This window comes from Virgibacillus aidingensis, assembly GCF_010994035.1.
GTDB lineage: Bacteria > Bacillota > Bacilli > Bacillales > Amphibacillaceae > Virgibacillus_N.
The window spans coordinates 167,302-193,138 of the sequence record NZ_WIXN01000003.1; the positions used below are offsets into that span (position 1 = coordinate 167,302).

Below are 25,837 nucleotides of genomic sequence, written 5' to 3' on the forward strand. Positions count from 1 at the left end.
TAAAAAGATAGTAGAAAATTAAATTTTATTGAATATTTTACATTATTTTATGTTCTGCTTACTGTCTTTCTTTGCGTCTTCTGTTTGTTTAGTTCCCGAAACAGAAAAGTCAGGGTTCAATAAAGTGAATGTAGCCAATTCCGGATTTTCTTTTTTCTCATTCATTACAAGCACACTCCTTTTATGTATAGTCTGGCTTTTTATCTTATGAATCATACCTTTCTGCAGAGAATTATTTTATTTTGGAAAGCGATCTTTCATTCCAAATCTGCATTTTTTCAAAAAAAATCGGGGAGCAACCTCCCCAGATTATGTCTAAAGTCAATATATGTTCATTACTTTAATTTGTTACTTTGTCCCGAAGATTTTTTCTGAGTATTTTTCCTGTCGTATTTTTCGGCAATTCATCCAAAAATTCTATTTTTGACGGGACTTTATAATTTACCAGCTGTTCTTTACAATAGTCTATTAAATTTTCTTCGGTTAATTGCGGATTATCGGTAACAACAAAGCTTATGACAACCTCCCCGGCTTCTTCATGGGCAGCGCCTATTACCGCCACCTCACTGACATTCGGATGAGAGTACAGAACTTCTTCCACTTCCCTTGGATACACATTGTATCCGCCAACTAAAATTAAGTCTTTTTTTCTGTCAACAATATAAAAATATCCTTCATCATCCATACGAGCCATATCTCCTGTATACAGCCAGCCATCTTTTAATGTCATTGCTGTTTCTTCCGGCAATTTATAATAACCGAGCATAACATTCGGTCCCCGTACAATTAATTCCCCCACTTCCCCGGTCTCGACTTCTTCACCGAATTCATCGACGACTTTGTTCTCCACATTAACGATGCTCCTGCCGATGGAACCCGGTTTCCGCGGACGGTCCAGCGGGTTAAAACAAGTTACCGGAGAGGCTTCGGACAGTCCGTAGCCTTCCTGGACCTGCACGTTAAAGGTTTGTTCAAATGCTTTCAATAATGCTACCGGCATAGATGCGCCGCCGGAAATAAACAAACGCATATCCGAGAATATATCCGTATTCTCTTGCCCGCTTTGCAGCAGATAATTATACATGGTAGGAACCCCGGCAAACACAGTAGTACCATATTCTTTCGTCAGACGGAATACTTCCTGCGGGGAAAATTTCGGCAGAATTACGACGGTTCCCCCATTCATCAGCGGGGCATTCAATGCTACGGTTAAACAAAATACATGGAACATCGGCAATGCCGCAATGACTTTATCTTCTCCGCTGATAGCCAGATAGTCTGCTACATCCTTGGCGTTGGAGTACAGATTTTTATGGGAGAGCATCGCACCTTTCGGCCTTCCGGTAGTGCCTGAAGTATACAGAATAAGTGCTAAGTCATCATCCATCAAATCCGGCCCTTTAAAGTCCGTGCTGCCTTCCTGAACCAATTGTGTAAACGATCTCAATTTTGGGTGAAGCGTACTTTTTTCAAATTTTTCATTGCTGCCGGATTCACAGGATATGTAATGGTTTATATCCGGCAATTCTTCTTTGATGCCTTCAAATTTTTCAAGTAATACATCCATCGTGATGACTGCTTTTACATCACCATTTCTTAAAATAAACGTCATTTCATTTGCCGTGTACAATGGGTTAATCGGAATGACGACAAGTCCCAACCGCAGTGCACCATAGAGACTGATGACAAAATACGGGCTATTCCCCACAACCAGGGCAATATGGTCTCCTTTTTTATAGCCCAATTCTTTCATGCGGGAAGCAAACTTTCTTACTGCACCTTCCAATTCCTGATAGCTGGTTTCTTTGTCCTGGAAAATATAAGCTGCTTTTTCAGGCATTTTTCCTGCAGTAACAGCCAATTGATCACTTAGATTCATACTTTGACCTCCTATGAATGAATAATCATTCATTTCTTTGCTGCCATTCTATTATAAATTACCAGACTTTAATATTCAAGTGGAAGCGTTGTCACATTTCCTATGATTCTATAGAAATTTTTCTGCAATTGTCGAGGCATCAGCATAGAAAAAACACCTTCATTCCGTTACTCATTGAGGTGATGAGTGCACGAATAGAATCGCATCTTTCGTTCGTTTACTCATCACACTAGATACTGGCAGCTGGATCAAAAGACTCTAACCAGAACAGACTTTTATTTCTTCCGGAAATCTTTACGCTGCATATTTTGTACTTACTTCTTGTTTAAAAATTTATCCCCCTTCTTACTGCAAGCTTTTAATGGATTGATCAGCAAGCTGCATGATTGTCATATCATCCATCGGCGGATTGTGAAGACCAGCCCGCACGTCGCGATAGTAACGCTGGAGATTGCTTTGTTGAGACAAGCTCCGCGCACCGACAATTCTCATAGCAAGATCCACAGCCTCCACCGCTTTATTGGTGACAGACAGTTTAACAGCTCCCAGCTCCGCGCCCATTGTTTTCCGTATATCTTCACTGCTTACATCCCATTTTTTTGCAACAGAATAAAGAAAATGCCTGGATTCCATAAGAAGAAGCTCGACGTCTCCCATTTTCTTTTTCACATTGGGTAATTCGGAAATAGTACCTAAAATACTGTTTGGAGAATAATTCATGGCAAATTCCACTGCTTCTTTTTGGGCGGCCTGCGCAATCCCCAGATAGCAAGCAGGAATATGAAGAAGCCAGCCGGCAGGGGTCCTTTTCTTTGATGACAGCATTTCTGCCAGGTCATTTTTTTCCACCTTCACATTTTCCAAAATAAGGTCATGACTGCCGCTCCCGCGCATGGCAATGGAGTCCCATGTTTCTTCCACGCTCACTCCTGCCTGGTCCCGATTAACAAGAAAACTGCCAACATCCTCCGTCCCTTCTATAGATGCGCTGACAACAAAGTATTGAAGAACCGGAGCCATTGTAGTAAATGTTTTCCGGCCGTTGATTATCCAGCCGTTTTCTTCTTGTATAGCACTCGTTCCCGGTCTGCCTCCCCGGGTTGGGCTTCCTGTTGCCGGTTCCGTCGCTGCATTATTAAGCAGGGCGCCGTTTTCGATCACATCTTTCGCTACAGCTGCATATGTTTCCTCCTTCCAGACCTCGTTTTCCCCAAGGTGTTTCATTATCCCCATGTGCCAGCCGATGGATAATGCTGTGGAACCATCCGCTTTTCCGATAATTTGCTGGTAAGTCAATAATTCATCCAGCGGGATGCCCCCTCCGCCATATTTTTTTGGAATGGATAGTGACGGGTAACCAATCGAATGCAGGTCTTCAAAATTTTCAAAAGGAAAAGTTGCGTTTTCATCATGCTTCTTCGCACGCTCAACAAAAGATGCTGCTGTTTGGGACAGAAGCTCCATTCTATCTTCTTTCGTTTCAAGCTCTAACATTTTTGTCATCATTAATGAACTCCCTCCTGTTTGAATTATTTAACCATAGTAATACTATAGGTATAGTAATGTTAATTATTTCATGCTTAATTATAAAATTCAATCCTTATTGATTTTTGCTGACATCTCCGCAGGCTGCACAACATTAAAAATCAGACTGCCAATATAGACAGTCTGATGAGAAATTAATAGATTAAGTTAATAAAATCTTCCCTGGAGATTTTCCCGAGATAGTGCGGTACATCGACATCTGCCAACGCTTCCTCGATCGCCTCACGGTTATGGCGCACACCTTTTAATTTGTCTTCTATCACCTTTACTTCCCCAATGCCAAAGAAATCACCGTATATTTTACAGTTTTCGATGATCCCTTTCTTCACATCCAAACGAACATCAACTAAACCTGCGTCAAATTTATGGGATTCCTGAATGTTGAAATCAGGCGACTTTCCGTAATTCCAGTCCCATTTTTGGTATCGTTCCTCGGATATTTTGTGGATGTTTTTCCAATCTTCCTCCGTTAATTCATATCTCGGCACATCTGCAGTATCTTCCACATCAAATACATGGCGCAAAATAAGTTCCTTAAATTCCTGCATTGTAATTTTTTCTTCAAGATATTCAGAAATATTAGCTACCCGGCTGCGAATCGATTTTATTCCTTTAGACTCGATTTTTTCCTTCCTTACTTTTAAAGCGGAAACGACGTTTTCTATCTCTGAATCAAGCATTAGCGTTCCATGGCTGAACATACGCCCTTTTGTGGAAAACATGGCATTTCCGGAAATCTTTCTGCCTTCCACTGCAAGATCGTTTCTTCCCTGCATTTCTGCCGGCACACCATATTTATTTAATGCCTCCACCATCGGCTTTGTGAATTTCGCAAAGTTTTGGAAGCTCTCTCCATCATCTTTTGTTATAAAGCTGAAATTTAAGTTGCCCTCATCATGGTATACAGCGCCTCCGCCTGATAGACGTCGAACCACTTTTATATTATTTTCATCGACATATTCTGTGTTAATCTCCTCAATTGTATTCTGATTTCGGCCAATAATGATGGAAGGTTCATTTACGTAAAACAGCAGATATGTATCTTTCTCACCAAAGTTTTGCAAAATATATTCTTCAATGGCCAGGTTAATTCGTGGATCAGTAATACCATGATTATCAATAAATTTCATTTTTCACTTACCTCCTAGTATTATCCTCTATTTAATTGTAATGTAAAAGATTTTTCTAATCAAAAGTTACAGCTTTAAGTCCACACCAAACCTTCTTCTGCCAGCCTGATTTTTCCTTGAAAAAATTGTTTGGCTTCTTCTATTAATTGCTGACGATTGCCGAATTGCGGCAAGTGACTGAGCATTAACTCTTTAACAGCAGACGCGGCCGCAATTTTTCCGCCTTCCTCACTCGTCATATGTCCCGCCTGTGATGCATTTCCTCCTGCATAAAAATTACAATCGGCAATGAGTAAATCTGCACCTGCAGCAAAATCAATCCACTCTTCTTTATAGGAAGTGTCAGCTGTATAGACAATCGTTTTTTCCCCGTCCGTAATCCGCATACCATAGCATGGTACAGGGTGTTTTGTCTTTAGAAAAGTAATTGAAAATGGTCCCAGCTCCAGACGACTGTCGGGGTCAAAAGCAACTCCTTTTGTATATTTATGGGTTAAGGATTGAAAACCTGCACGATCCTCTTTATGTCCATAAACAGGGAGCACTTTTTGATCCCCTGTTACATAATAGTTAACCAGCCTGGCATATTGCAGCACACCGATGTCTGCAATATGATCCTGATGATAATGGGAAATGATGACAGCATCCAGATTTGCCGGAGACAAGTAATTTTGCAATTTTGATAATGAGCTGCTCCCCGCGTCAATGATGAAAGAAAAATCATCTTTTTCCAGTAAGTAACAGGAAGTGGCCCCGTTTTTTGCAGGGTACCCTCCCCAGAAACCGACTACAGTAAGCTTCATGTTTCCTTCCTCCTCAATACTTTTGTGTTTATAAACAGTATCATATCTATGCGGTGGGTGATGATAGGCTTATTTTTTTGATTAATTACTGACAGTGCCATGCGTAAAGAGAGTCCTTGTATCGCGTAAAGAGAGTCCCTGTAAATCTTTTCTTTGCATAAACTTCTCCTTTGAGATGAGCGGCACTTCGGTTGGGTATAACTCGGTAATGGTATGGCCTGCTTTTTTGGCCCATGCATAGCCATCCCCGGTAGATCCGGTATACGGCACAGCTTTTCCCCCTGCTGCAATGACAATTGCTTTTGTGTTTATTTTTTCTTTAGTGGAAAGTATCACAGTATGAACATGTTGGTCATCGTGCACAGCTTCCACCTTTGTATTCATTTGCACTGTTACCAGGAGTGATCCAGCCTGTGTATCAACGCATCAACGACAGATTTTGCCGAATTGGAAACAGGAAACATGCGTCCATAGTCTTCTTCCTTCAGCTCTACACCTTAATCTTCAAAAAAAGCAATACTATCTTCATTATTGAACACGGAAAAAGCACTGTATAAAAACCGGCCATTTCCAGGGATATGCTTAATTATTTCGTCCTTGGGCAGACGGTTAGTCACGTTGCATCTGCCGCCTCCAGATATGGCAAGCTTCTTGCCAAGCTTTTTTCCTTTTTCCAATAGCAATGTGTTTGCACCATGCTCTGCTGCAGCAATGGCTGCCATTAATCGGATGGTCCGCCACCAATGACAACGACATCATATTCCACGGACTCTTCCTCCTGTAAAACTTATTGTTCCTGTATCTTATCATTTCCTTATAAGCAAGGCTATTAAGAAGGGGAGTGATTGGTTATTTTTTATTCTGAAGGGAAAATGTATGGTATGTAAGTTGCCAGAAAGCGGTGATGACGTAAAAATCCTCTCGTTCCTTGCCAGATCATGCTGATGAGTGGATGAATGAGGTAAAAATCCACTCGTTCGTTGCCAGAAAGGCGTGATGAGTGGACGAATGAGGTAAAAATCCTCTCATTCCTTGCCAGATCATGCTGATGAGTGGACGATTGACGTAAAAATCCTCTCGTTCGTTGCCAGATAGGCGTGATGAGTGAACGAATGACGTAAGAATCTTCTCGTTCGTTGCCAGAAAGCGGGGATGAGTGAACGAATGACGTAAGAATCTTCTCGTTCGTTGCCAGAAAGCGGGGAAGAGTGAACGAATGACGTAAGAATCTTCTCGTTCGTTGCCAGAAAGCCGGGATGAGTGGACGATTGACGTAAAAATCCTCTCGTTCATTGCCAGATAGCTGGATGAGTGGACGAATGACGTAAAGATCCTCTCGTTCATTGCTAGAAAGCGGTGATGAGTGAACGAATGACGTAAAAATCCTCTCGTTCATTGCCAGATAGCTGGGATGAGTGGACGATTGACGTAAAAATCCTCTCATTCCTTGCCAGAAAGCGGTGATGAGTTAAAAGAAAAAATAGTTGTTATTATTTTTTTGATAAAATGTTATAAAACAGGGTTGCAAAAATAAATCTGTTATAATACAATGTTATTAATCAAACACAACGAGGAGGATTGACAAATGGTTAACATTGTTGAATTCTTTAGAAATCTGCCTAAGAAAAAATGTACCAAATGCGGCCATGAGATGCATGAAAAAGCTGATTGCTACGGCAATCTCTGTGATGAATGTGATCACCCTGCAAGATAAGCCTTCTTTGTAGTTACCATTTTATAGCCTGAACTGTTATATTATGTCCAAACTTTAAACAGCTGTTTTATAATAGCTGTTTTCTTTTTGGATTAAATTCAATGGAATGATATAATTATTTGAGTTTCGAAATAATTAAGCGAAAGGGGAATGGTTATGTCCACCGTAAAAAGATGGCGTCGCTCCGATGTGCCAGAAGAGCAAACCTGGGATTTGACAGATTTATTTGCATCAGAAAATGCTTGGAATGAAGAATTACATAACCTGCAGCAAGAGATCTATCTAGTCGAGCAATATAAAGGAAGGATGGCTTCCGGTGCGGATGAGCTGCTGAACTGTCTGACAGCTCTGGAAGCATATCAGCAGCGCCTTACTCGGGTTTCCGCTTATGCCAGTTTACGGGCGAGCAGTGATGGAAGTGATCCCGGCAATCAGCGTGATGCTGCAAAAGTAGCGGCTGCACTGGCAGGAATCGGCACAAAATTATCCTTTGTTCAAACAGAATTACTGGAAATTCCGGAAGAGAAAATAAAACAGTTTATGAATGAGGAACCGAATTTAAAAAACTATGATAAAGTGCTTCAGGAAGCTTTGGAGAAAAAGAAACATACACTGGCGCCGGATGTGGAAGAAACTTTAGCCGCACTGGAAGAGGTTCATGATGCACCATATATGATTTATAACCGGAGCAAATCTTCAGACATGGAATTTAACCCGATTACAGATAAAGACGGAAAAGAACATCCTATGTCAGCCGCATTATATGAAGACCGCTATGAATTAACGTCAGATACAACCCTGCGGCGCAACGCCTATAAATCTTTTACAAAAACATTAAACCAATATAAAAATACAATCGCAGCAAATTACGCAACAGAGGTAACCAAGCAAATAACGATGTCACGCCTCAGATCCTATGATTCTGTTACAGACATGCTTCTCCATCCGCAACAGGTAACAAAGGAAATGTATTACAACCAATTAGACGTTCTTCAGCAGGCACTTGCCCCGCACATGAGACGTTATGCAAAACTGAAGAAAGAGAAACTTGGATTGGAAGCGCTGCATTATTCCGATTTGAAAGCACCAATTGATCCGGAGTTCAACCCTGTAACAACATACGAAGAAGCAACTTCCACAATATTGGAGGCTCTCAAGGTCATGGGCCCGGATTATACAGAAATAATGAAGCGGGCCATAAATGAACGCTGGGTGGATTACGCTGATAATGTCGGAAAAGCAACCGGCGCATTCTGTTCAAGTCCTTATGGCATCCATCCATATATCCTGATCACCTGGACCGATACCATGCGCGGTGCATTTGTTTTAGCACATGAACTGGGCCATGCAGGACATTTTTATCTGGCTGGAAAGAAACAGACACTGGCGAATACACGCCCTTCCACCTATTTTGTGGAGGCACCATCAACCCTCAATGAACTGCTGCTGGCCAATCATTTAACCGAAAAGACCGAGGACCCAAGAATGAAACGCTGGATTGTGTCACAGCTTCTGGGCACCTATTACCATAATTTTGTTACCCATTTATTGGAAGGGGAATTCCAGCGGAGAGTGTATACACTGGCAGAAGAAGGTACACCTTTAACTGAATCTGTTTTGACCGGACAAAAAAGAGAAGCACTGGAAGACTTCTGGGGGGATGCAGTTACATTCGATGAAGGAGCAGGACTGACATGGATGCGTCAGCCGCATTATTATATGGGACTGTATCCATACACCTATTCGGCGGGTCTGACAGTATCTACCGCCGTGGCCCAAAAAATCCGCACAGAAGGGCAGCCTGCAGTCGACCGCTGGCTTGAAGTGTTAAGCGCGGGCGGCACAATGAAACCACTTGATCTGATTAAAAAGGCAGGCGTGGACATGACAAATACGGAGACAATAAAGCAAGCAGTTGATTTCGTAGGGTCCCTTGTTGATGAACTGGAAAAAAGCTATAAGTGACTTTAGCATTTAAGCTTTACTGATGTCTTATCTTTCGTAAGCTGGAAGTTTATACTTATTTTTAAATATATCCATTCAAAAATCCGCGTTCACTCATTTTTTATTGAAGTGAGCCTTGAAAGACTCCGGCAGTCTTCTCCTGGATACGCTTCATGTTAATGTGCCAGCGGGTGCTGCACCGAATGATTTGCAGAACGGCGGGCCAAATATGTCAGTTCTTTATTTTAAATTTAAAATTTTAGCTTGTGCGAAGCAGCTTCCTCTGCTGAAATTCCATGCTTGTCCCATGCACAAAAAAACCAGATAGGGTGCAGCCCCCCTTTCTGGTTTTTTAAAATCCGCTCTTCATCTGCTGCGTTAGTAATTTATATACTTGAAAATTTAAAGTTTTCGGCTTTCCCAAACCTGCTTTCCAGCCCGGATTCCTCTGCTTTTAGCGTGTTAAAAAGCACCCGCTCCCCCGCCCCCGGTCGGGGATGCAGTATTTGAACTGCCGGAAGATGCAGCTGCGTCGGTATATAAGATGAGATTATTTGTACTGAAAGCTGTTGCAGCATAAACAGGATTATATAATAAAGGATTTATTGCCTTTAAATGGGAAAAATCCTCGCCTTCCCCCAGTTGTTCTGCGTAGTATTTTCCTGTTCCCAAAATAATTGCATATTCGAGCCTTCGTTCGATCTTACTTTGATCAGATCCAATTGGGTAATGTTTATTTTTAAATAAAGAGTATGCTGTTTTCATAGCATATTTCAACCTTTTAATATCTTTATTCCAGTAGTATTCAGGAACAATAAGTATTGAAATGAGTGAAACAAAATAAAAAATTAATGTTAAAATTACTGCATTTGTCATTGTAAATCCAACTGCAGACATCATCAGGGCCAGAAAATAATAGCCTGTCAATACCCATTTATTACGGCTGAATAAAAGTGCTATAACCGCCATTACACCCAAAACAGCAGGCATGGCCCATTGTTCTGTCGGGCTTAGTGTATCAATAGTGGTAAAGTAGTAAAATAAGCCAAATGAGCTGACGATCAAAGGGATGGAAAATAACGCGAATCCTTTAAAAGTATGGCGAAACCCCTGAAAACCTTCTTTTCCCTTTACTAAACCGGACCATTTATCGAAATTAGTTTGAAATTGCTCTGCTTTTTCTTCCTTTACCTCATCCGGTTCATCTTTATGGTCAATCAGCGTTTCCAGCAGAAAATAGTCACCGCGCCTATCATTTTCCGTAAATAACCAGGCTTTTAAATACGAATCAGCCATATCCACCCTGGCATCTTCTTTCACCCAGGTAAAACGGAATGTATTATCCTCTTCTTTTATTTTTGAAGGAACTTCCTCAAGACTTACAATGCCCCGTTGTTTTAATGAAAACAATGCAGAAATAAAACTATCATGGGGTAGTTGTAAATACCCGTGAAGATATTTTACAAATAACGGATCAGTTTTTTCAAGCAGCCTGAGCATTTTATCCTGGCTCTTATCACCACGATAGCGGTTTGGATGTATTATTAGTAAAATTATGGCGGCAGTTACAGTTGCCACAAGCAGCACAAAAATGATTGGAACAGCTTTTTCCATATTTACTTCAAGATTTTCTTTCCGTTCCGCCAAATCATGCTCTTCCGCCAAAATTACCTCTTCCATCTCTTTATCATTATCCAGTTCCATATTATTGAGTTGTTCTGCTGGGAAGATGAAGCGAATGACGGAATTTTCCCCGGCATGTAATACTGAATTGGTGTATTGAATACCGTTTTCCGCTGCGGTAATGTTCCCTGTTTCATCCTCATGCAGAAAGTAATGTGTATTCTCTGTCACATTCATTGATGGTGGTTGAATGGTAATTTCCACATTATTTAAATCTGTTTCATTTGATTCATCAAAAAAAGCATATTCCAGCTCTGCTACATCTGCAAATTTTTTCACTGAACCTTCCACCTGATAGCTGTAAACCACCTTCTTTGTTTCATCTGCTGAATCAGAATAAATTAAATATGCCCCATCTTCTTCTTCAACCTCCAATGCTTCCAGACGATCTGTTGAAATAGACGGATCATTGCCTTCCGCAAGATACGCATTAAAATTAGAAACATCTGAGTCTATGGTACGGGTCATACCCTCATATGAACCTTGAAAGGTATATGTAAAAAGCTCCTGAACATGGATTACTCCATCCTCTGCTATCTGTGCATTAATAGCAACTTGATCAATGGAAAAGGATTCTTCATCGGAACATGCAGCTGTAATAAATAACAAAAATATCAATATCAATCCGGTAATAAATCGCTTCATTCTTTTAACCTCCTGACTATAGTACGGCCAAACATACGATATTGTTTCATTTTAAAAATAAAAATACAGGTAGTATATACACACGGTTCTATACCTTTTAAAAATGAACCTTCATTTGTCTTGGTTGTTAAATACATGGAAGCCGGCAATAACCAATAAAGAAGACACCTGATGTGAAAGACAGAAGCAGGGACTTAGAAAGGCAGCTTAAACACATCCTTGGAGGCAGCTATATTAGAAACAATTGGGTTTTCGTTCCGTTCGGTGTGTTTTTCTCCTGTTCGGACGCTTATGTTGCAAACAAAAAAAGTTCCTGTTCTTCCATCCTCTTCATCCACTCCCGTCTATGTAAAATTTAAGAGCCAAAACCGGACGGAACAGGTACAGAAAAAGGCATGTAAAACCATCAGGTTTCACATGCCTTTTATGTTGCAATATGATTATAGTTTACCAGACTTTGAACATGGTTATATCAATGAAAACTTCTTCTTCAATACTTTACAGTAAATACGCCAAAACCTCCCGGACAGTCTGTTCCCCCTGGCCAATACAATCCGGAATGCCTACTCCTTCATAAGAACTTCCTGTTAGAAATACTCCCGGGATGGAGCGTGCTGCTTCCTCACGTATCGCGGAAATACGTTCATTATGGCCGACAGTATATTGCGGCATGGCGTTCTTCCACCTTGAAACAACACTGAATTCAGGCTTTTTCTTAATTTTCATCGTTTTTCGTAAGTCCTTCAACACGATATCCGTGATTTCTTCATCTGAATAATTGACCACTTCCTGATCATTTGGCCTTCCGACATACGCACGCAGCAGCACTTTTCCATCCGGAGTGGTAGAAGGCCATTTTTTATGCGTCCATGTGCATGCAGTTATTCGGTAATCACTATTTCTGGAAACCACAAATCCCGTGCCGTCAATATCCTTTTTAATGGCAGATTTGTCAAAAGCCATCGCAACGTTTGCCACTGAAGTGGAAGGAATTTCATTTAATGTCTTCAAAAATTCATATTGGCTGAATATTTTTGGCAGCGTGTAATGCGGGGTTGCCATGATAATCGCATCTGCTTTTGCTGCTTCGCCATTGCTTAAAAGCAAATGATAGAAATTGCCCTTTTTCTCAATATGATCCACGGCAGTATTTACATTTACTTTTACGTTATCCAGCTTTTTTTCTATTTCTTTTACGAATACTTCGAGACCCTCTTTAAAAGAAAAAAACATGCCGGGCTTTTTGCCTCCTGTTTTTTTCGGGGGAGGCATCGTTTCCTGCAAACCTTTGATGAGACTCCTGTGCTTTTGTTCCAAATTGTAAAAGTTTGGAAATGTAGCCATCAGGCTCATGTCATCAATATCCCCTGCATAAATTCCCGATAATAACGGTTCAATCAGATTTTCCACCAGCTCATTACCAAACCGGCGGCGGAAAAAACCTCCCAGTGACTGGTCACTTACTGCTCTTCCTTTTGGGAGGACATAATCCGCACCTGCTCTCAGTTTCCCTTTCATGGATAAAATTCCTGAAAAGAGAAATGGTTTAGCCTGTGTTGGAATTCCCATAAACGCACCACTCGGCATTTTATGCAGTTTATTTCGAACTAAAATATAGGACTGGCCTGTTCCATTCCGAATTAGATCGTCCTCCAGGCCAAGTTCTTTTGCAAGCTTTACTGCAGGCTCTTTCCTGGCCAAAAAGGAATCCGGTCCTTGTTCAATGATGTAGTCGTCCTTTTTTTTAGTTTTAATTTTCCCGCCTAAGCGGTCACTTGCCTCTAGTAACTGTACTGTAAAGGGAAGATTTTTTTCTTTGATTTGCTTTTGCAAATAGTAGGCAGCGGATAAACCGGTTATTCCGCCGCCTGCAATGACTATATTTTTATTTTTTGCCATTAAGCCTCACTCTTTACTTTTCTTAATACAACATCTTTCAAGGTATCAATAAATTGCGCCTCCGCATTTGGCATTTCCGGACGGTAGTAATTTGCCCCTACATCGTCACATACCACTTTACACTCATAATCATTGTCATATAAAACTTCTAAATGGTCGGCCACAAATCCTACAGGCGCATATACAAAAGATGTATAGCCTTCCTGTTCAAAAAGATCCCGGGTTAAATCCTGGACGTCCGGTCCGAGCCATGGATCCGGTGTGTTTCCTTCACTTTGCCAGCCTATTTCATAATTTTCCACGCCGGCCTCTTCGGCTATTAATTTTGCAGTTTCTTCGAGCTGCTGCGGATAAGGGTCACCGTCTTTTAGAATCTTTTCAGGAAGACTGTGTGCGGAGACAATAAGCACTGCTTTATCCCGCTCTGCTTCATCCATGCTGGCATAAATTTCCCGAATGTTATCTGCCCAGAACTTAATAAAGCCGGGTTCATTATACCAGCTTTCCACTGATACGATATTGATTCCATGCTTTTGGGCTTCTTCCTGTGCCCGTCCGTTGTATGATTTCACACTGAAAGTGGAGTAATGCGGTGCAAGTACAATGGATACTGCTTCTTTAATGCCATCCTTCGCCATACTCTGCACTGCATCTTCAATAAATGGCGTGATATGTTTTAATCCAATATAAACTTTAAATTCAATTTCATCTTGTGCATCATTCACACTTTTTTCCAAAGCATATGCCTGTTCTTCTGTTATTCTAGCCAATGGAGAAATACCACCTATTGCCTTATAGCGGTCCTTTAAATCCTGAAGTGCATCCGGCTCGGGTTTTCTTCCATGACGGATATGCGTATAGTATGGTTCAATATCCTCTTCTTTGTACGGTGTACCATAAGCCATTACAAGTAGTCCAATTTTTCTTTTTTCCATATTAAAGCACCTCTTTTGTAGATTATTGCTGTTTAGAATGAGCGTGAATCAAAGCAGTTAGCTTTTTTAAAGTAGCAGGTTTGATATCCGGTGTAACGCCATGTCCCAGATTAAATACATATTTCCCCTGTGATTCCCCTTCATTCAGTATATCTTTGGTTCGGGTTTCAATTGTATCCCAGTCTGCTAATAAAATAGCCGGGTCCAAATTGCCCTGAAGCACTTTCGATACTCCCATTTGACGAGCCTCGGTAATGGAAGTGCGCCAATCCAGCCCAATGACATCTACCGGCAGATCATTCCATTCCATTAAAAGATGCCTTGCTCCTACGCCAAATAAAATAAGGGGTACATTTTCCTCTTTCAGTTTTGTAAAAATTCTATTCATAATCGGTTTAATAAAGGTACGATAGTCCGCAGTATTCAAAGCACCTGCCCATGAATCAAAAACCTGGATGGCTTTTGCGCCGGCTTTAATCTGGGCTTTTACATAGGTAATGCTCATGTCTGCGAGCTTATCCATCAATGCAAACCAAGTTGCCGGATCACGATACATTAAAGCCTTGGTTTTGCTGTAATTTTTGGAGGGACCGCCTTCAATCATATAACTTGCTAATGTAAATGGTGCACCGGTAAATCCTATCAGCGGTACATCCAGCTGTTCCTCCGTTAATATACGGATCGTATCCAATACGTAGGGAACGTCATTTTCCGGAATAATTTTCCCTAACATTTCCACATCACGCATCGTTTCAATCGGGTTATGAATCACCGGGCCAATTCCTGATTTGATTTCCACATCGATTCCTATCGCAGGCAGCGGAGACATAATATCTTTATATAAAATCGCTGCATCAACGTTATATTGTTCCACAGGAAGGCGGGTAACATAAGCACAAAGCTCCGGCTGATGTGTGATCTCAAACAGGGAGTATTTTTCCTTCAGCTCTCTGTATTCCGGCTGGGATCTCCCGGCCTGACGCATAAACCATGCAGGGGTATAGTCCGTCTTCTCCCCATTATACGCTTTTAGTATCGTATCATTTAACTTTTTCACCATGTTTTCACCCTTTAAGTTGTTCTCAACCATTTCTAACTATATCTTTTAATTTCACAGTTGTATAGGATAGTAAAAAGATTGTCATGAATTTGCCTCATTTTTTAACGGCTTTACTATACTTATTATAGGCAAATGAAACACTTCTGAAAACATCTGGAATGCTTTCCTTTACCCTGCAAAAGAAACGGAGGGGGATCTTTGTCCTTCCTCTTTGGTTAATGGATTGAATGGCACCACATAATAGCTTTCCAAATTAAACAATGCCTGATCTAAAATGAACTCTGTGTCCCCTTCAACTTCTCCTATTCGTTTATCAATTCCATCCCTTTCCTCATAAATCCGGTAAACTATCCGATCATCCTCAGAACCCTGCCATTTTAATACGCCCTGTATAAGGGAAAGGCTTCCAAATGCATACGTTGCTTCTAGTTCTGTTACTTCCGGGAGTTGAATCGGTTCAGGTAGAGCTGTCACATTACCAGGTTTTGTAAAATTGTCTGCCAAGGGCTGCTGTTTATCCATTTCCGTTAAAATTGCTTTTGTCAGCCTTGTAGGATATTCACTCCCGCCTGTCAGATAATGTTCTTCATCTGATCTGTCGTACCCCACCCATGAAGCTGCAACATATTCCGGCGTATACCCCGCAAACCAGGCATCTTTCGTTTTGCCTTCCACAAAAGGATGCTGGGTGGAACCGGTTTTTCCGGCCAGGGCCTTTTCATAGTTTCCCGCAGAGGCTGTTCCTTTTTTAACAGTTTCCATCAAAATTTCCGTCATATTCCAGGCTACCTGGGGCGTAAATACTTCCTTTGTCTTTGGATTTGCCTGAAAAAGCAGTTCATCCTCTTTATTGTATATCCTTTCTATTGTATAAGAATCAATCACCTCACCGTGTTTGGAAAAACCCGAATAACTTTCCATCAATTGCTGTGGTGTAATCCCTTCCGATAATCCGCCTAAAGCAATCGCCAAGCCATCATCTTCCAAAGTAATGTTCATTTCTTGCAAAAACTTTTTGGCATACGGAATCCCAATTTGATCCAACAGCCATACAGATGGAGCATTTTTTGAATCTACAATGGCTTCATATAATGTTATTGCCCCATCATAAGTATTTGTAACATTTGCCGCACTATAACCATCATATTCCGTTAACTGATCCGGTATAAGTGTGTAAGGGGTAAATTGATCGCTGTGCATCATGGCAGGCCCGTAGACAGCAATCGGTTTTATGGTGGAACCGGGCTGCCTGTTTACGGTCACCCTATTCAAGTCACCCTGCTGGTAATCCCTTCCGCCAATAGCTGACACAATTCTGCCTGTTTCCTGCTCCATCATAATGAAAGCACCTTCGACCCCTTCTGTATTGCCTGGGAAATATTCCTCATTCTGGAACTGGTCATATGCCGCTTTTTGTGCTATTTCATCCATATTTACTATAATTCGATACCCGCCGCGGCGCAATTCTTCCAATGATAGGTCATGCACTCCGCGCGCTTCCTGGACAACAAGATCTATATAACTATTCAGCCATGGCATTTCTTGCCTGTTTTGCACATTTAATCCAAGTGATTTATTTTGTTCTTGTAACTTTTCTTCCGCAGAAATCATCCCGGTGCTTTCCATGGAATGAAGTACCACATTTCTTCTTTCAAGTGCTTTTTCCGGATATTCAATTGGCGAATAGCCGTTGGGAGCTTTAGCGAGTCCTGCCAGCATGGCTCCTTCTGCAATAGTTAAATCTCTTGACGGTTTAGAAAAGAAGTAATTGGAGGCAGCTTCCACTCCATATAGACCATTCCCAAAATAAATTTCATTTAAATATAATTCAAGAATATGATCTTTGGAATATTGCTGTTCGAGATATATAGCTGCCATGACTTCCTTTGTTTTACGCATCCAGGTTTTTTCATTAGTTAAAAACAGGTTTTTGGCAGCCTGCTGCGTAATGGTACTGGCACCTTCTTTCTTTTCCATCGCTATCAGGTCCCGGGCCACCGCCCTTACAACCGATTTAAAATCAACGCCTGCGTGATCATAAAACCGTCTGTCTTCAATAGCAATAAAAGCCTCTTGAACATGTTCGGGAATCTGATCAATAGGAAGGAGTGTCCGGTTCTCGTTATATAGTTTTCCAATCACTTCTCCCTCTCTTGTTTCCAATGTTGTGGCAGCGTCCAATATAAGACGCTCTTCATCAACCACCAACCTGCCGCCAAATAAAATGAAAGAAAAACCGATAAAACCCAATAGCAGTACTGCGCTAATACTATATAGCAACCATTTCATTTTCTTCGATATGCTAAAATTTTTTTTCATGCTTTTGTGTTCACCTCTACACAATGTCCATTATTATTATACGATAGATTGCGAGATACATAAAGTTTTAGGGAATTATGTTATCATTTGACTAAACCCTGCTTCTCTCGGGTACTATTATAAATGGAAGGGAGTTTTTTTTACATGAAAGCCTTTATGACTAACGGTACTGCAGAATTTTTGAAAAAACTGAGAGATAAGCATCAGGAGATTGAATTTTATTTAATGACGAGTTCCAGCGGGGCACTTGCTTATTATGAAGGTGTAAATAAAAATGTATTTTCAGCTGGACGCGGATATGAAGTACTGATTCAAACAGGAAAATTGCAGGAAGAAGGTTATGTGGTGATGAACAATATACCTGTAACCGACGATGGAAAAGCACCGTTTGAAGATAGATTTAAAAACCGGAAAAATGCAGTAGACAATATGCCGGGATTCCAGGCTTTCCGCTTTTTAAGACCCCAAAAGGGAAATACATACGTGGTCATGACACAGTGGAGATCTGTCAGCGATTTTGAAAACTGGAAGGAATCCGAGCAATTTAAAAAGGCTCATAAAGACCAGGCAACTAAACCGCCTGCCTATTTTGCAGACAGACCATTTATCACTGCATATAAGATGCTGGTTGAGGACGAGGAAGAAACGGAATGAATTTGAAACAGACTTAACTATTCTGACAATGTTCCGGAATCACAGACGATTGCGTAATCATCTTTTGTGAGTCATGTAGTTGTACGAATAATTTATGGCTGGATGCTATTCTGCATTCATAAAAGCCATCAGCTCCCGCACAGCTGATGGCTTTTTATTTCCGCTCTATTAATCATTGACGTATTCATCAAAGAATGACTGAAATTCTTCTTCAGGACGCTGCCCAACAATCCGGGCAACCTCTTCTCCATCTTCATAATGAATTAGTGTCGGGGTGGATTCTATCGCATAGCGATTTCCTTCCTGTCCGAATTCCAGTAAATTGAATTGTTTCATATCCACATCATTCTCTTCCGCCAGTGGTTTCAGGTAAGGCGTTGTATCTAAGCAGAACTGACAGGTTGGACTAAAGAAATAAACTGTCACTTCTTCTCCTCCATCAACTTGTTCACTGAGTTCATCCGGCAAAATGATATTATCATAATTTGGGTCCCCGAGCAGGTCAACAGTCGGCTGCTCCAAGTCTGTTGTACCATATGGGTTATCATTGCTTTCCATTGCCTGATTGTTTTGGTAAGTAACAACAAAATATAAAGCCCCGAATAATAAAACGATTACTCCAATGAAGATTAACACTTTTTTTTGCATTAGCCCTTCCTCCTTTGCTCTTTCAACAGAAACAGATGTAAAATAAAGATAACGATAAATGCAGTACCCGCTAAAAATGGGATAGTAATAAATCCAAAATAATTCACATACTCGAAATTACATGGGACAAGTCCGCATGCATCACCTGCAGATTGAAGCACAGGGAGTTTTTGCACCAGATAGTGGTAAATGGATACAAGCATGCCAATTCCGCTTAAAATTAACCCGGGTAATGCGACAGATATTTCTTTTTTAAACATGGCTGCACCATAAATGACGACAAGCGGATACATGAATATCCGCTGTACCCAGCACAGCTCACAAGGGATGTAGCCCAAAACCTCCGAATAAAACAAACTGCCTGCCAATGCAATAAATGCCTGTGCCCAAATCAGCATTAACAGGTTTTCTGCCCGTTTTGTCAAATTCGACATATGGAAGATTCCTCTCTAAAGTATACATTAGTATTATACAAACAATTTGGTGAGAAAACAAAAGGCCTGTCCGATATTATTGTTATATTTATTTGGACAAGCTCCAAACACAATTTTTATTATACAAGGTTACGATTAGTAAATAAAGAGTTTTTTTTCGTTTCCGCTTGCCATTCATCCTATCAGCTGGTTTTTATGGGCGTACACAGCTGCCTGTGTCCGGTCATGGACTTCCAGTTTGGATAAAATATTGCTCACATGTGTTTTCACTGTTTTAATGCCAATGTACAGCTTTTCACTGATTTCCTGGTTTGTCATTCCATTGCCGATACATATGAGTACCTCCAGCTCTCTTTCCGTTAAATCCTCATGAAGCTTTCTTTTTTGCCGCCGGAAATTAGTCATCATTTTTCCTGCTACTTTCGGTTCAATGACATTTTCTCCAGAAGCTGCTTTTTTAATGGCATCAGCAATTTCAGTAGCTGATGAGGTTTTCAAAATATAACTGAACGCACCTGCTTCAATGGCCGGGAATACCTGTTCATCATCATAATAGCTTGTAAGGATAATAATTTTACATTCCGGGTAATCTTCAATTACCTGCTTTGTTGCTTCAATGCCGGTGCCATTTTCCATAATCAAATCCATTAGTACAACCTCAGGTTTTTTTTCAATAATCAAAGCTGCTCCATCATTTCCGCTTGATGCTTCCCCAACTACATCAATCTCATCATCTGTTTCCAGATATGCTATAATTCCTTTCCGTACCACTTCATGGTCATCCACAACAATTACCCGCACCATTTACCCCACTCCCTATTTTTTACATTGGTATTCGAATGTCAATATACGTACCCTCATCAATATTTGTACGAATGGTGAATCTGCCCCCCAGTTCCTCCGTTCTTTCCCGCATTGTTTTCAGGCCGTAAGAAGTTTTTTTCTCCGAATCCTCTTCCAGATCAAACCCTTTGCCATTATCGCGTATATGCACAAACAACTCCCTGGACCTGGCGAAAATTTCAATTTTTACCGTAGTTGCATTGGCATGACGCAAAATATTTGAAAGTGCTTCCTGCACAATCCGAAATACATGTTCCTCCACTGTTTCGGAGAGCATCAGATTTGCTTCAAGCGCCAGCTGGAATTCAATCCGGCTTTTTTGTTTCAATTCTTCAACGAGCTTTTGTATCCCTGTCTGCAATGAATCGCCGGATAATTGTACAGGTCTCAGATGCAACAGCAGTGCACGCATTTCTGTTTGCGTTTGTGCTCCTGCTTTAACCACTTCCGTTAGTTGCTTTTTTGCTTTTTCAGGGCTTCTGTCTATTTGCTTCAATGCCGCTTCCGACATCATCGTCAGGGCAAACAGCTGCTGGCTTACAGCATCATGCAAATCACGGGCCAATCGCTGCCTTTCCTCAATTACTGCTGATTTGTGAGCAGTTTTTGCCAATTCAGATTTTTCATCTGCCATTCGCTGCAGTGATTTCACCTGCTCCCCCAGTTTTTCCCCCAGTTCGTTCAGCTCATCCCCGATTCTGGTAATCTCATCACTGTCCTCCACATAACTCAGCCTGGAATTGTAATTGCCATTTGCGAAATGTTTTATTACAACAGAAATACCATCCATCTTTGTTTTCAAGTTGCCGCTTGTGGTAAAACCTGTATATATAGCAATGATGATTCCCAAAACAATATATAATGATATAAATAAAAAGATACTTCCGGCCGTCAGCCATCCAGGACTAAATAGTACGTAAACAGTTAAAAGAATCGCCAATATGGTAACCGTTGTAATAAACCATCCATTTAAATGGGAACGGATAAACAGAAATCGTATACTTGAAAACCTTCTCTTCATTTTAATCCCCTTTATGCCTGGTCAATCCGAATCGATCCGGCTTTTAATTTAATGATAAAGTCAATTTTTTGTATAGCGTTTTCGTAGTTTACTGTTTCAAATTCAAGTGATCGATGAATTCCATCAACATGTTGACCCGCCACATCAATCTCTCCCGCTTTCACTGATGCACTTACTCGGAAGTCTACATTTTCCGGCATAATAATGTTTACATCCCCTGCAATTGAGCTGATCATCACAGGAATTTCTTCTTCCGGAATATATGCCTTTGTAAAATCAAAATAGAAATCCCCGGCCATATTGCTCAGATTAATCGGCTCCACTTTCCAATTAGGTGTATTATATTCATGGGATCCAACAAATGATTTATTGGGGCTGTAATATTTTTTCTTTCCTTTATTATTTCCCACTATAATCACTCTGTTCGATGTAATTCCGAAAATCATAAAACCAATATAAATGATTAATAATGGCCATAACTTCAAAACGTCGCGAAACACAAACGAAATGATATCAAAACGGTCAAGCAGCAGCAGTATTCCAAAGATGAGAAAAAAAGACCCAAACACCCAGGTACCACCTTTTTTTCTCAAATAATCAAACAGCCATTTCAAGCCAATGGCAACAAAAAATATGGGGTAAATATATGCCCAAGCAGTGCCGAAATCATAATTGACTAAATTCAAATTAGTAAGCACCAGCATAATTCCAATTACAATTAAAAATATCGCCAGGAAATAACGGATAAGTCTCCTCAATTTTTTCACCCTTTATGAAAAGCTAGTATCTTTTTGTATTTAAGGTTAAATAATGCAATGAGTGTAATAATTATACCACTAATCATGATGATCATTTGCGATAAAATATATATAATATATCCAGGTGACGAAAGCGTAAATAATGCGCTAAAAAAACAAAAGCAAATAATTGCGGATTTAAAGACAGAAGCTTTGCTTTCATTTGATTTGGTATGGACATCTCTCCTCATAGCGGCCCCCTCGATGAAACATACTTTTATTTTACTTGCTGATTAATTATAGAGGAACCAACTGAAGATTGTTTTCATCTCAGTCCCCGGACCGAGACTTACGCCTGCGAAGTGATTCATACAGGTAGATAAGACCGACAAGCAACAGAAACCCGATGACGAATCCCGAAATAATATCTGTAAGAAAATGAACGTTTATGATATAACGGCTTATCCCAATTAAAAAAATGAGTATTGAAAAAAAGATTTGCACAGCCAATTTTAACTTTGCAGAAGCTATTCTATTTACAATAAAATAAGCCAATAATCCATAACAGACCATAGATATCATCGCGTGTCCGGAGGGGAAACTGTGACCTTCCGCATTGGCAGCTTCAAGAATGCGCGGCCGTTCTCTTTCCACAAGATGTTTAATCAATAAATTCAGTCCATGGGAGAGTAATGTGCCACCGGAAAATATGAAAGCGGGAAGCCAATCTTTATAAACAATCCATATAATAATCCCGGCTGTAATGACAAATGGTACGAGAAACCATTGGGAACCCAACTCCGTAATATTCCGGAAAATAGTGTAAATAACTGTATCACTAAGCAGTTCCACCGGCCCCCTGGTCCACACATCAATATAGGGCATATTCCCGCCCAAAATCCGTACAACCCACACACCAATTACCAATAAAACAACCATAAGCAAAATTGATATGATCCAATAATTCCGATTAAATCTCATTTCCATCTCCTCCTGAAACAACGGGACGGTTCTCCTGCTGCATCCCCGTTTTAAATTTCAATAACAGGGAATAAACATCTATATGAATAGAATAAATGATAAAGGCAGGTTTTAACAATGGATAAAGAAGTACAGAAATTAATTGATGGGCTTAATGAAGATCTGGCACATGAATATGGTGCCGTAATTCAATATACGTACAGCGCTTCTGTCGTGTCCGGTTTATACCGGTCTGCACTGAAACCTTTTTTTGAAGAGGAAATAACGGATGAACTGGGGCATGCTTTGTATTTATCGGAAAAAATCAAGTCACTTGGAGGCACACCGACAACAACACCTGCTGAAGTACCCCAGCCAACTGAGGTGAAGGATTTGCTGGAAGCAACATTAAAATCAGAATCAGATACAATTGAGCGGTACGAAAAACGGAAACAACAGGCAGATGCATTAGGATACACCGAACTCGTCGTAAAATTGGAAGATTTAATTTCCGATGAAACACACCATAAGGAAGAAATTGAACGCCTGCTGGCGGACCCGCGATTATCCTCATAAAGACAAACCCTTCAAGACTTAACTTGAAGGGTTTTAGAAAAAATTTTTAATGCTGGTTATCATCATGGCTACGCAAGCTTTCGTCTTACATACCCATGAATAAATACATAATTAAAAATGATCCCCGAAACGAGCATAATTGCAAAAAACATATACAATTGCATCACTAAAAACAGCAGCGAAAATAGGACAGCTTGAATCAAAGTTAATTGAAACAGCAAATTAATCAGCGATTTTTTACGTATATTGGGATCAACCGGATAAAGATCCAGCCATATAATGGTGCGATGATGCTTGTACAGACTCATCATCTGAAAACTGCTCAAATACAAAAACAAAACACCAAGCAGCACTTTCAAAGGCACGTTTGGAATAAAATAAATCGCGATCAGCCCAATGAGTATTAAGCGGAAATACATGCCGAGATAATCCCCGCTGCGAATAAAAGTAAGCCGGTATAAATAGTCATATGTATGTTTTTTCATGAGGGGTAAGTTACCGAAAAGCGAGACAAGCCATGCCCGTTTCTTAATTGGCGACCTTAAATGCGGTACATCCGCAAACATATTGGCAAGCCGGTAAAATGCCTGCATTCGCTGATTATCCTTTTCCACGAGCAGACTCCAGTTAACACCCGTCTGCTTTCCGGCCAAGGATAAATCGTAAAGAAATACAGCCGCAAAAAATACTGTTGTTATTCCGGCCAAAAGCATATCACCATTTACAACAAAATAAAACACAGCCACATTCAGCACGATTCGAAAACCCATCTCAAGCTGCCTCACTCGCGGATCTCTTACTTTTAACATCCACCAATTTGCAATTAAATTGCCAAGTTTAAAAATAAGCAAAACTGCAACCGTCAGCAAATATACATTACCTGCACGTTCGGGAAAAGAAGCCAAGTATAGTGGTCCGAGCGCTGCAGCTATCAGTAAAATAACGTACAGCTGAATGAGGAAACTGTATATAAGTGAATTCCGGAAATAGGCATTCATTTTACTTTCTGCCGCGATTAGAAAAACCAGATCCGGCTCTTTTAATAATGTACGGACGGGACTATAGCTTGCGGCCAGACCAAAAGCAATGCCAATAATCATGGAGGTTGGAAAATCTTCCGGCAGTCCGGTCAAGGCTTGCTGGTAGTAATATGCCGCCACTGCAATGAAAAAGAACATGGCTACTACAAGATGTCCGTTAAAAATATAACGTAAATATCTGCTTGTCTCTTTTAAATGAGCAGAAATCCTTTTTTTATAAAAAGCATGGGAATCAAACATGGCTATCTTCTTCCTTTGTCAGCTCCACATAAAGATCGTCAAGGGCAGCTTCAGGCATATGGAAGCTTTCACGTAATTCCTGCAGGGTCCCCATAGCCCGGATTTTTCCTTCGTGCAAAATAACAAATCGGTCACAATACCGTTCCGCTGTTGCCAGAATATGCGTTGACATCAATACACCGGAGCCATTATTTTTCATCTCACCCATCATTTGCAAATAAGATTGGATGCCTAATGGGTCCAGCCCGACAAATGGTTCATCAACTATATATAATGGAGGTTCAATTAAAAAAGCACACATAATCATTACCTTTTGCCGCATTCCTTTGGAAAAATGAACAGGAAACCAGTGCAGCCTTTTCTCCATACGGAATTCCTTTGCTAAGATATCCACCCTCTTCTCAAATGCATCCTCCGGAATCCCATAAGCCATTGCAGTCAAACGAAGATGTTCATATAGGGTTAACTCATCATATAAGATAGGCATTTCCGGAATATAGCCAATTTGTGAACGGTAATATTCACGGTTTTCCTGAAAGGTTTGTCCATTAACAGCTACTTTTCCTTTCTTGGCATGCATTAACCCGATGACATGCTTAATGGTCGTACTCTTCCCTGCACCGTTTAAACCAATTAAACCAACAATTTCTTTGGGATTTACATCAAAGGAAATCCCATGTAAAACATTCTTATGTGTGTATCCTCCATGCAGGTTTTCTATATGTAATAATGGTTCCAAGACAGTACACCTCTTTCTTTGTAATTAATTTTACCATTACTAAAAAGAAAATCCCAACTAAACCGTAAGACGGGAAACGACATTTTTTTCACTTCCTCATGTATATTTTTGCAGCAAAAGATACAGACTAGTTAATGAAAAGCGGAGATACACCAAAAGTGTCAAACACAAAATGAGGTGTTAGCGATCGGAACTAATGAACTTTCGTGTAATTTTACACAAATGAGGTGTTAGTGATCGATATTCTAATATAAGTTTTGTAAATCACATGAAAGGTGTTTCAGAAAACAATCTAATGCAATAAAACCCTTTTGGCGGAAGATGACTCACCGAAATGGGTTACCGGCAAAAAGGTTTTTGTAATCATTAGGTTAAATTGCGTAAAAGCT

General features: G+C 40.4%; 23 protein-coding genes and 1 pseudogene. 5 read left to right on the forward strand and 19 right to left on the reverse strand.

What is annotated here, in order from left to right; genetic code table 11:
- Positions 1-42: 42 nt before the first annotated feature.
- The 6 genes and pseudogenes from GHD25_RS20140 to GHD25_RS03900 all read right to left on the reverse strand — a co-directional run.
- Positions 43-165, reverse strand: coding sequence for a hypothetical protein (locus tag GHD25_RS20140; RefSeq protein WP_276207792.1), 123 nt, complete (start codon positions 163-165; stop codon positions 43-45).
- Positions 166-340: 175 nt separating this feature from the next.
- Positions 341-1,879: a fatty acid--CoA ligase family protein gene (locus GHD25_RS03880; protein WP_164215043.1), complete on the reverse strand. Its 1,539-nt coding sequence runs from the start codon at positions 1,877-1,879 to the stop codon at positions 341-343.
- 345 nt (positions 1,880-2,224) lie between these two features.
- Entirely contained in the window at positions 2,225-3,382 is a 1,158-nt protein-coding gene (locus tag GHD25_RS03885; protein WP_164215151.1) for an acyl-CoA dehydrogenase family protein, read from the reverse strand.
- Positions 3,383-3,558: 176 nt separating this feature from the next.
- Positions 3,559-4,554, reverse strand: a complete 996-nt coding sequence (locus GHD25_RS03890; RefSeq protein WP_164215044.1) for a lipoate--protein ligase — start codon at positions 4,552-4,554, stop codon at positions 3,559-3,561.
- Positions 4,555-4,628: 74 nt separating this feature from the next.
- On the reverse strand, positions 4,629-5,357 hold the full coding sequence (locus tag GHD25_RS03895) for an MBL fold metallo-hydrolase (protein ID WP_164215045.1): 729 nt from the start codon (positions 5,355-5,357) through the stop codon (positions 4,629-4,631).
- Between the two features lie 38 nt (positions 5,358-5,395).
- A pseudogene (locus GHD25_RS03900) lies at positions 5,396-6,123 on the reverse strand (aminoacetone oxidase family FAD-binding enzyme); the annotation flags it as partial.
- An 819-nt stretch (positions 6,124-6,942) separates the two neighbouring features.
- Here GHD25_RS03900 and yhfH point away from each other — a divergent pair.
- On the forward strand, positions 6,943-7,071 hold the full coding sequence (gene yhfH / locus GHD25_RS03905) for a protein YhfH (RefSeq protein ID WP_164215046.1): 129 nt from the start codon (positions 6,943-6,945) through the stop codon (positions 7,069-7,071).
- Positions 7,072-7,221: 150 nt separating this feature from the next.
- Positions 7,222-9,036 carry an oligoendopeptidase F gene (gene pepF, locus GHD25_RS03910; protein WP_164215047.1) on the forward strand — a complete coding sequence of 605 codons (1,815 nt, stop codon included), beginning with the start codon at positions 7,222-7,224 and terminating at the stop codon, positions 9,034-9,036.
- A 441-nt stretch (positions 9,037-9,477) separates the two neighbouring features.
- On the opposite strand, the gene GHD25_RS03915 is transcribed toward pepF, so the two are convergent.
- The 5 genes from GHD25_RS03915 to GHD25_RS03935 form a co-directional block, all read right to left on the reverse strand.
- Positions 9,478-11,343: a DUF2207 domain-containing protein gene (locus GHD25_RS03915; protein ID WP_164215048.1), complete on the reverse strand. Its 1,866-nt coding sequence runs from the start codon at positions 11,341-11,343 to the stop codon at positions 9,478-9,480.
- A 498-nt stretch (positions 11,344-11,841) separates the two neighbouring features.
- On the reverse strand, positions 11,842-13,242 hold the full coding sequence (gene hemY / locus GHD25_RS03920; RefSeq protein WP_164215049.1) for a protoporphyrinogen oxidase: 1,401 nt from the start codon (positions 13,240-13,242) through the stop codon (positions 11,842-11,844).
- Positions 13,242-14,177, reverse strand: a complete 936-nt coding sequence (gene hemH, locus GHD25_RS03925; RefSeq protein WP_164215050.1) for a ferrochelatase — start codon at positions 14,175-14,177, stop codon at positions 13,242-13,244. The genes hemY and hemH overlap by 1 nt, the downstream gene beginning before the upstream one ends.
- A 22-nt stretch (positions 14,178-14,199) precedes the next feature.
- A complete protein-coding gene (gene hemE / locus GHD25_RS03930; protein ID WP_164215152.1) occupies positions 14,200-15,237 on the reverse strand; it encodes a uroporphyrinogen decarboxylase in 1,038 nt (345 codons plus the stop codon).
- Positions 15,238-15,405: 168 nt separating this feature from the next.
- Entirely contained in the window at positions 15,406-17,526 is a 2,121-nt protein-coding gene (locus GHD25_RS03935; RefSeq protein WP_240452210.1) for a transglycosylase domain-containing protein, read from the reverse strand.
- A gap of 174 nt (positions 17,527-17,700) precedes the next feature.
- Here GHD25_RS03935 and GHD25_RS03940 point away from each other — a divergent pair, with 174 nt between their 5' ends.
- Positions 17,701-18,210, forward strand: a complete 510-nt coding sequence (locus GHD25_RS03940) for an antibiotic biosynthesis monooxygenase family protein (RefSeq protein ID WP_164215052.1) — start codon at positions 17,701-17,703, stop codon at positions 18,208-18,210.
- Between the two features lie 168 nt (positions 18,211-18,378).
- On the opposite strand, the gene GHD25_RS03945 is transcribed toward GHD25_RS03940, so the two are convergent.
- The 5 genes from GHD25_RS03945 to liaF form a co-directional block, all read right to left on the reverse strand.
- Positions 18,379-18,858, reverse strand: coding sequence for a thioredoxin family protein (locus tag GHD25_RS03945; RefSeq protein WP_164215053.1), 480 nt, complete (start codon positions 18,856-18,858; stop codon positions 18,379-18,381).
- The gene (locus GHD25_RS03950) at positions 18,858-19,292 is read right to left on the reverse strand and encodes a disulfide oxidoreductase (RefSeq protein ID WP_164215054.1); all 435 of its coding nucleotides are present in this window, start codon (positions 19,290-19,292) and stop codon (positions 18,858-18,860) included. The genes GHD25_RS03945 and GHD25_RS03950 overlap by 1 nt, the downstream gene beginning before the upstream one ends.
- Positions 19,293-19,466: 174 nt before the next feature.
- Complete coding sequence (locus GHD25_RS03955; RefSeq protein ID WP_164215055.1) at positions 19,467-20,096, reverse strand: response regulator transcription factor; 630 nt, start codon at positions 20,094-20,096, stop codon at positions 19,467-19,469.
- Positions 20,097-20,115: 19 nt separating this feature from the next.
- Positions 20,116-21,156, reverse strand: coding sequence for a sensor histidine kinase (locus GHD25_RS03960; protein WP_164215056.1), 1,041 nt, complete (start codon positions 21,154-21,156; stop codon positions 20,116-20,118).
- A gap of 11 nt (positions 21,157-21,167) precedes the next feature.
- Complete coding sequence (gene liaF / locus GHD25_RS03965) at positions 21,168-21,914, reverse strand: cell wall-active antibiotics response protein LiaF (RefSeq protein WP_164215057.1); 747 nt, start codon at positions 21,912-21,914, stop codon at positions 21,168-21,170.
- 57 nt (positions 21,915-21,971) lie between these two features.
- Here liaF and GHD25_RS03970 point away from each other — a divergent pair, with 57 nt between their 5' ends.
- Complete coding sequence (locus GHD25_RS03970; RefSeq protein WP_164215058.1) at positions 21,972-22,190, forward strand: hypothetical protein; 219 nt, start codon at positions 21,972-21,974, stop codon at positions 22,188-22,190.
- A gap of 33 nt (positions 22,191-22,223) precedes the next feature.
- Here the strand turns inward: GHD25_RS03970 and GHD25_RS03975 are convergent, their stop codons facing one another.
- Positions 22,224-22,874: a phosphatase PAP2 family protein gene (locus tag GHD25_RS03975; RefSeq protein WP_164215059.1), complete on the reverse strand. Its 651-nt coding sequence runs from the start codon at positions 22,872-22,874 to the stop codon at positions 22,224-22,226.
- A gap of 117 nt (positions 22,875-22,991) precedes the next feature.
- Here GHD25_RS03975 and GHD25_RS03980 point away from each other — a divergent pair, with 117 nt between their 5' ends.
- The gene (locus tag GHD25_RS03980) at positions 22,992-23,429 is read left to right on the forward strand and encodes a ferritin-like domain-containing protein (protein ID WP_164215060.1); all 438 of its coding nucleotides are present in this window, start codon (positions 22,992-22,994) and stop codon (positions 23,427-23,429) included.
- Positions 23,430-23,497: 68 nt separating this feature from the next.
- Here the strand turns inward: GHD25_RS03980 and GHD25_RS03985 are convergent, their stop codons facing one another.
- The gene (locus GHD25_RS03985) at positions 23,498-24,709 is read right to left on the reverse strand and encodes an ABC transporter permease (protein ID WP_164215061.1); all 1,212 of its coding nucleotides are present in this window, start codon (positions 24,707-24,709) and stop codon (positions 23,498-23,500) included.
- On the reverse strand, positions 24,702-25,448 hold the full coding sequence (locus GHD25_RS03990; RefSeq protein ID WP_164215062.1) for an ABC transporter ATP-binding protein: 747 nt from the start codon (positions 25,446-25,448) through the stop codon (positions 24,702-24,704). Before GHD25_RS03990 ends, GHD25_RS03985 begins: the two co-directional genes overlap by 8 nt.
- Between the last annotated feature and the right edge of the window lie 389 nt (positions 25,449-25,837).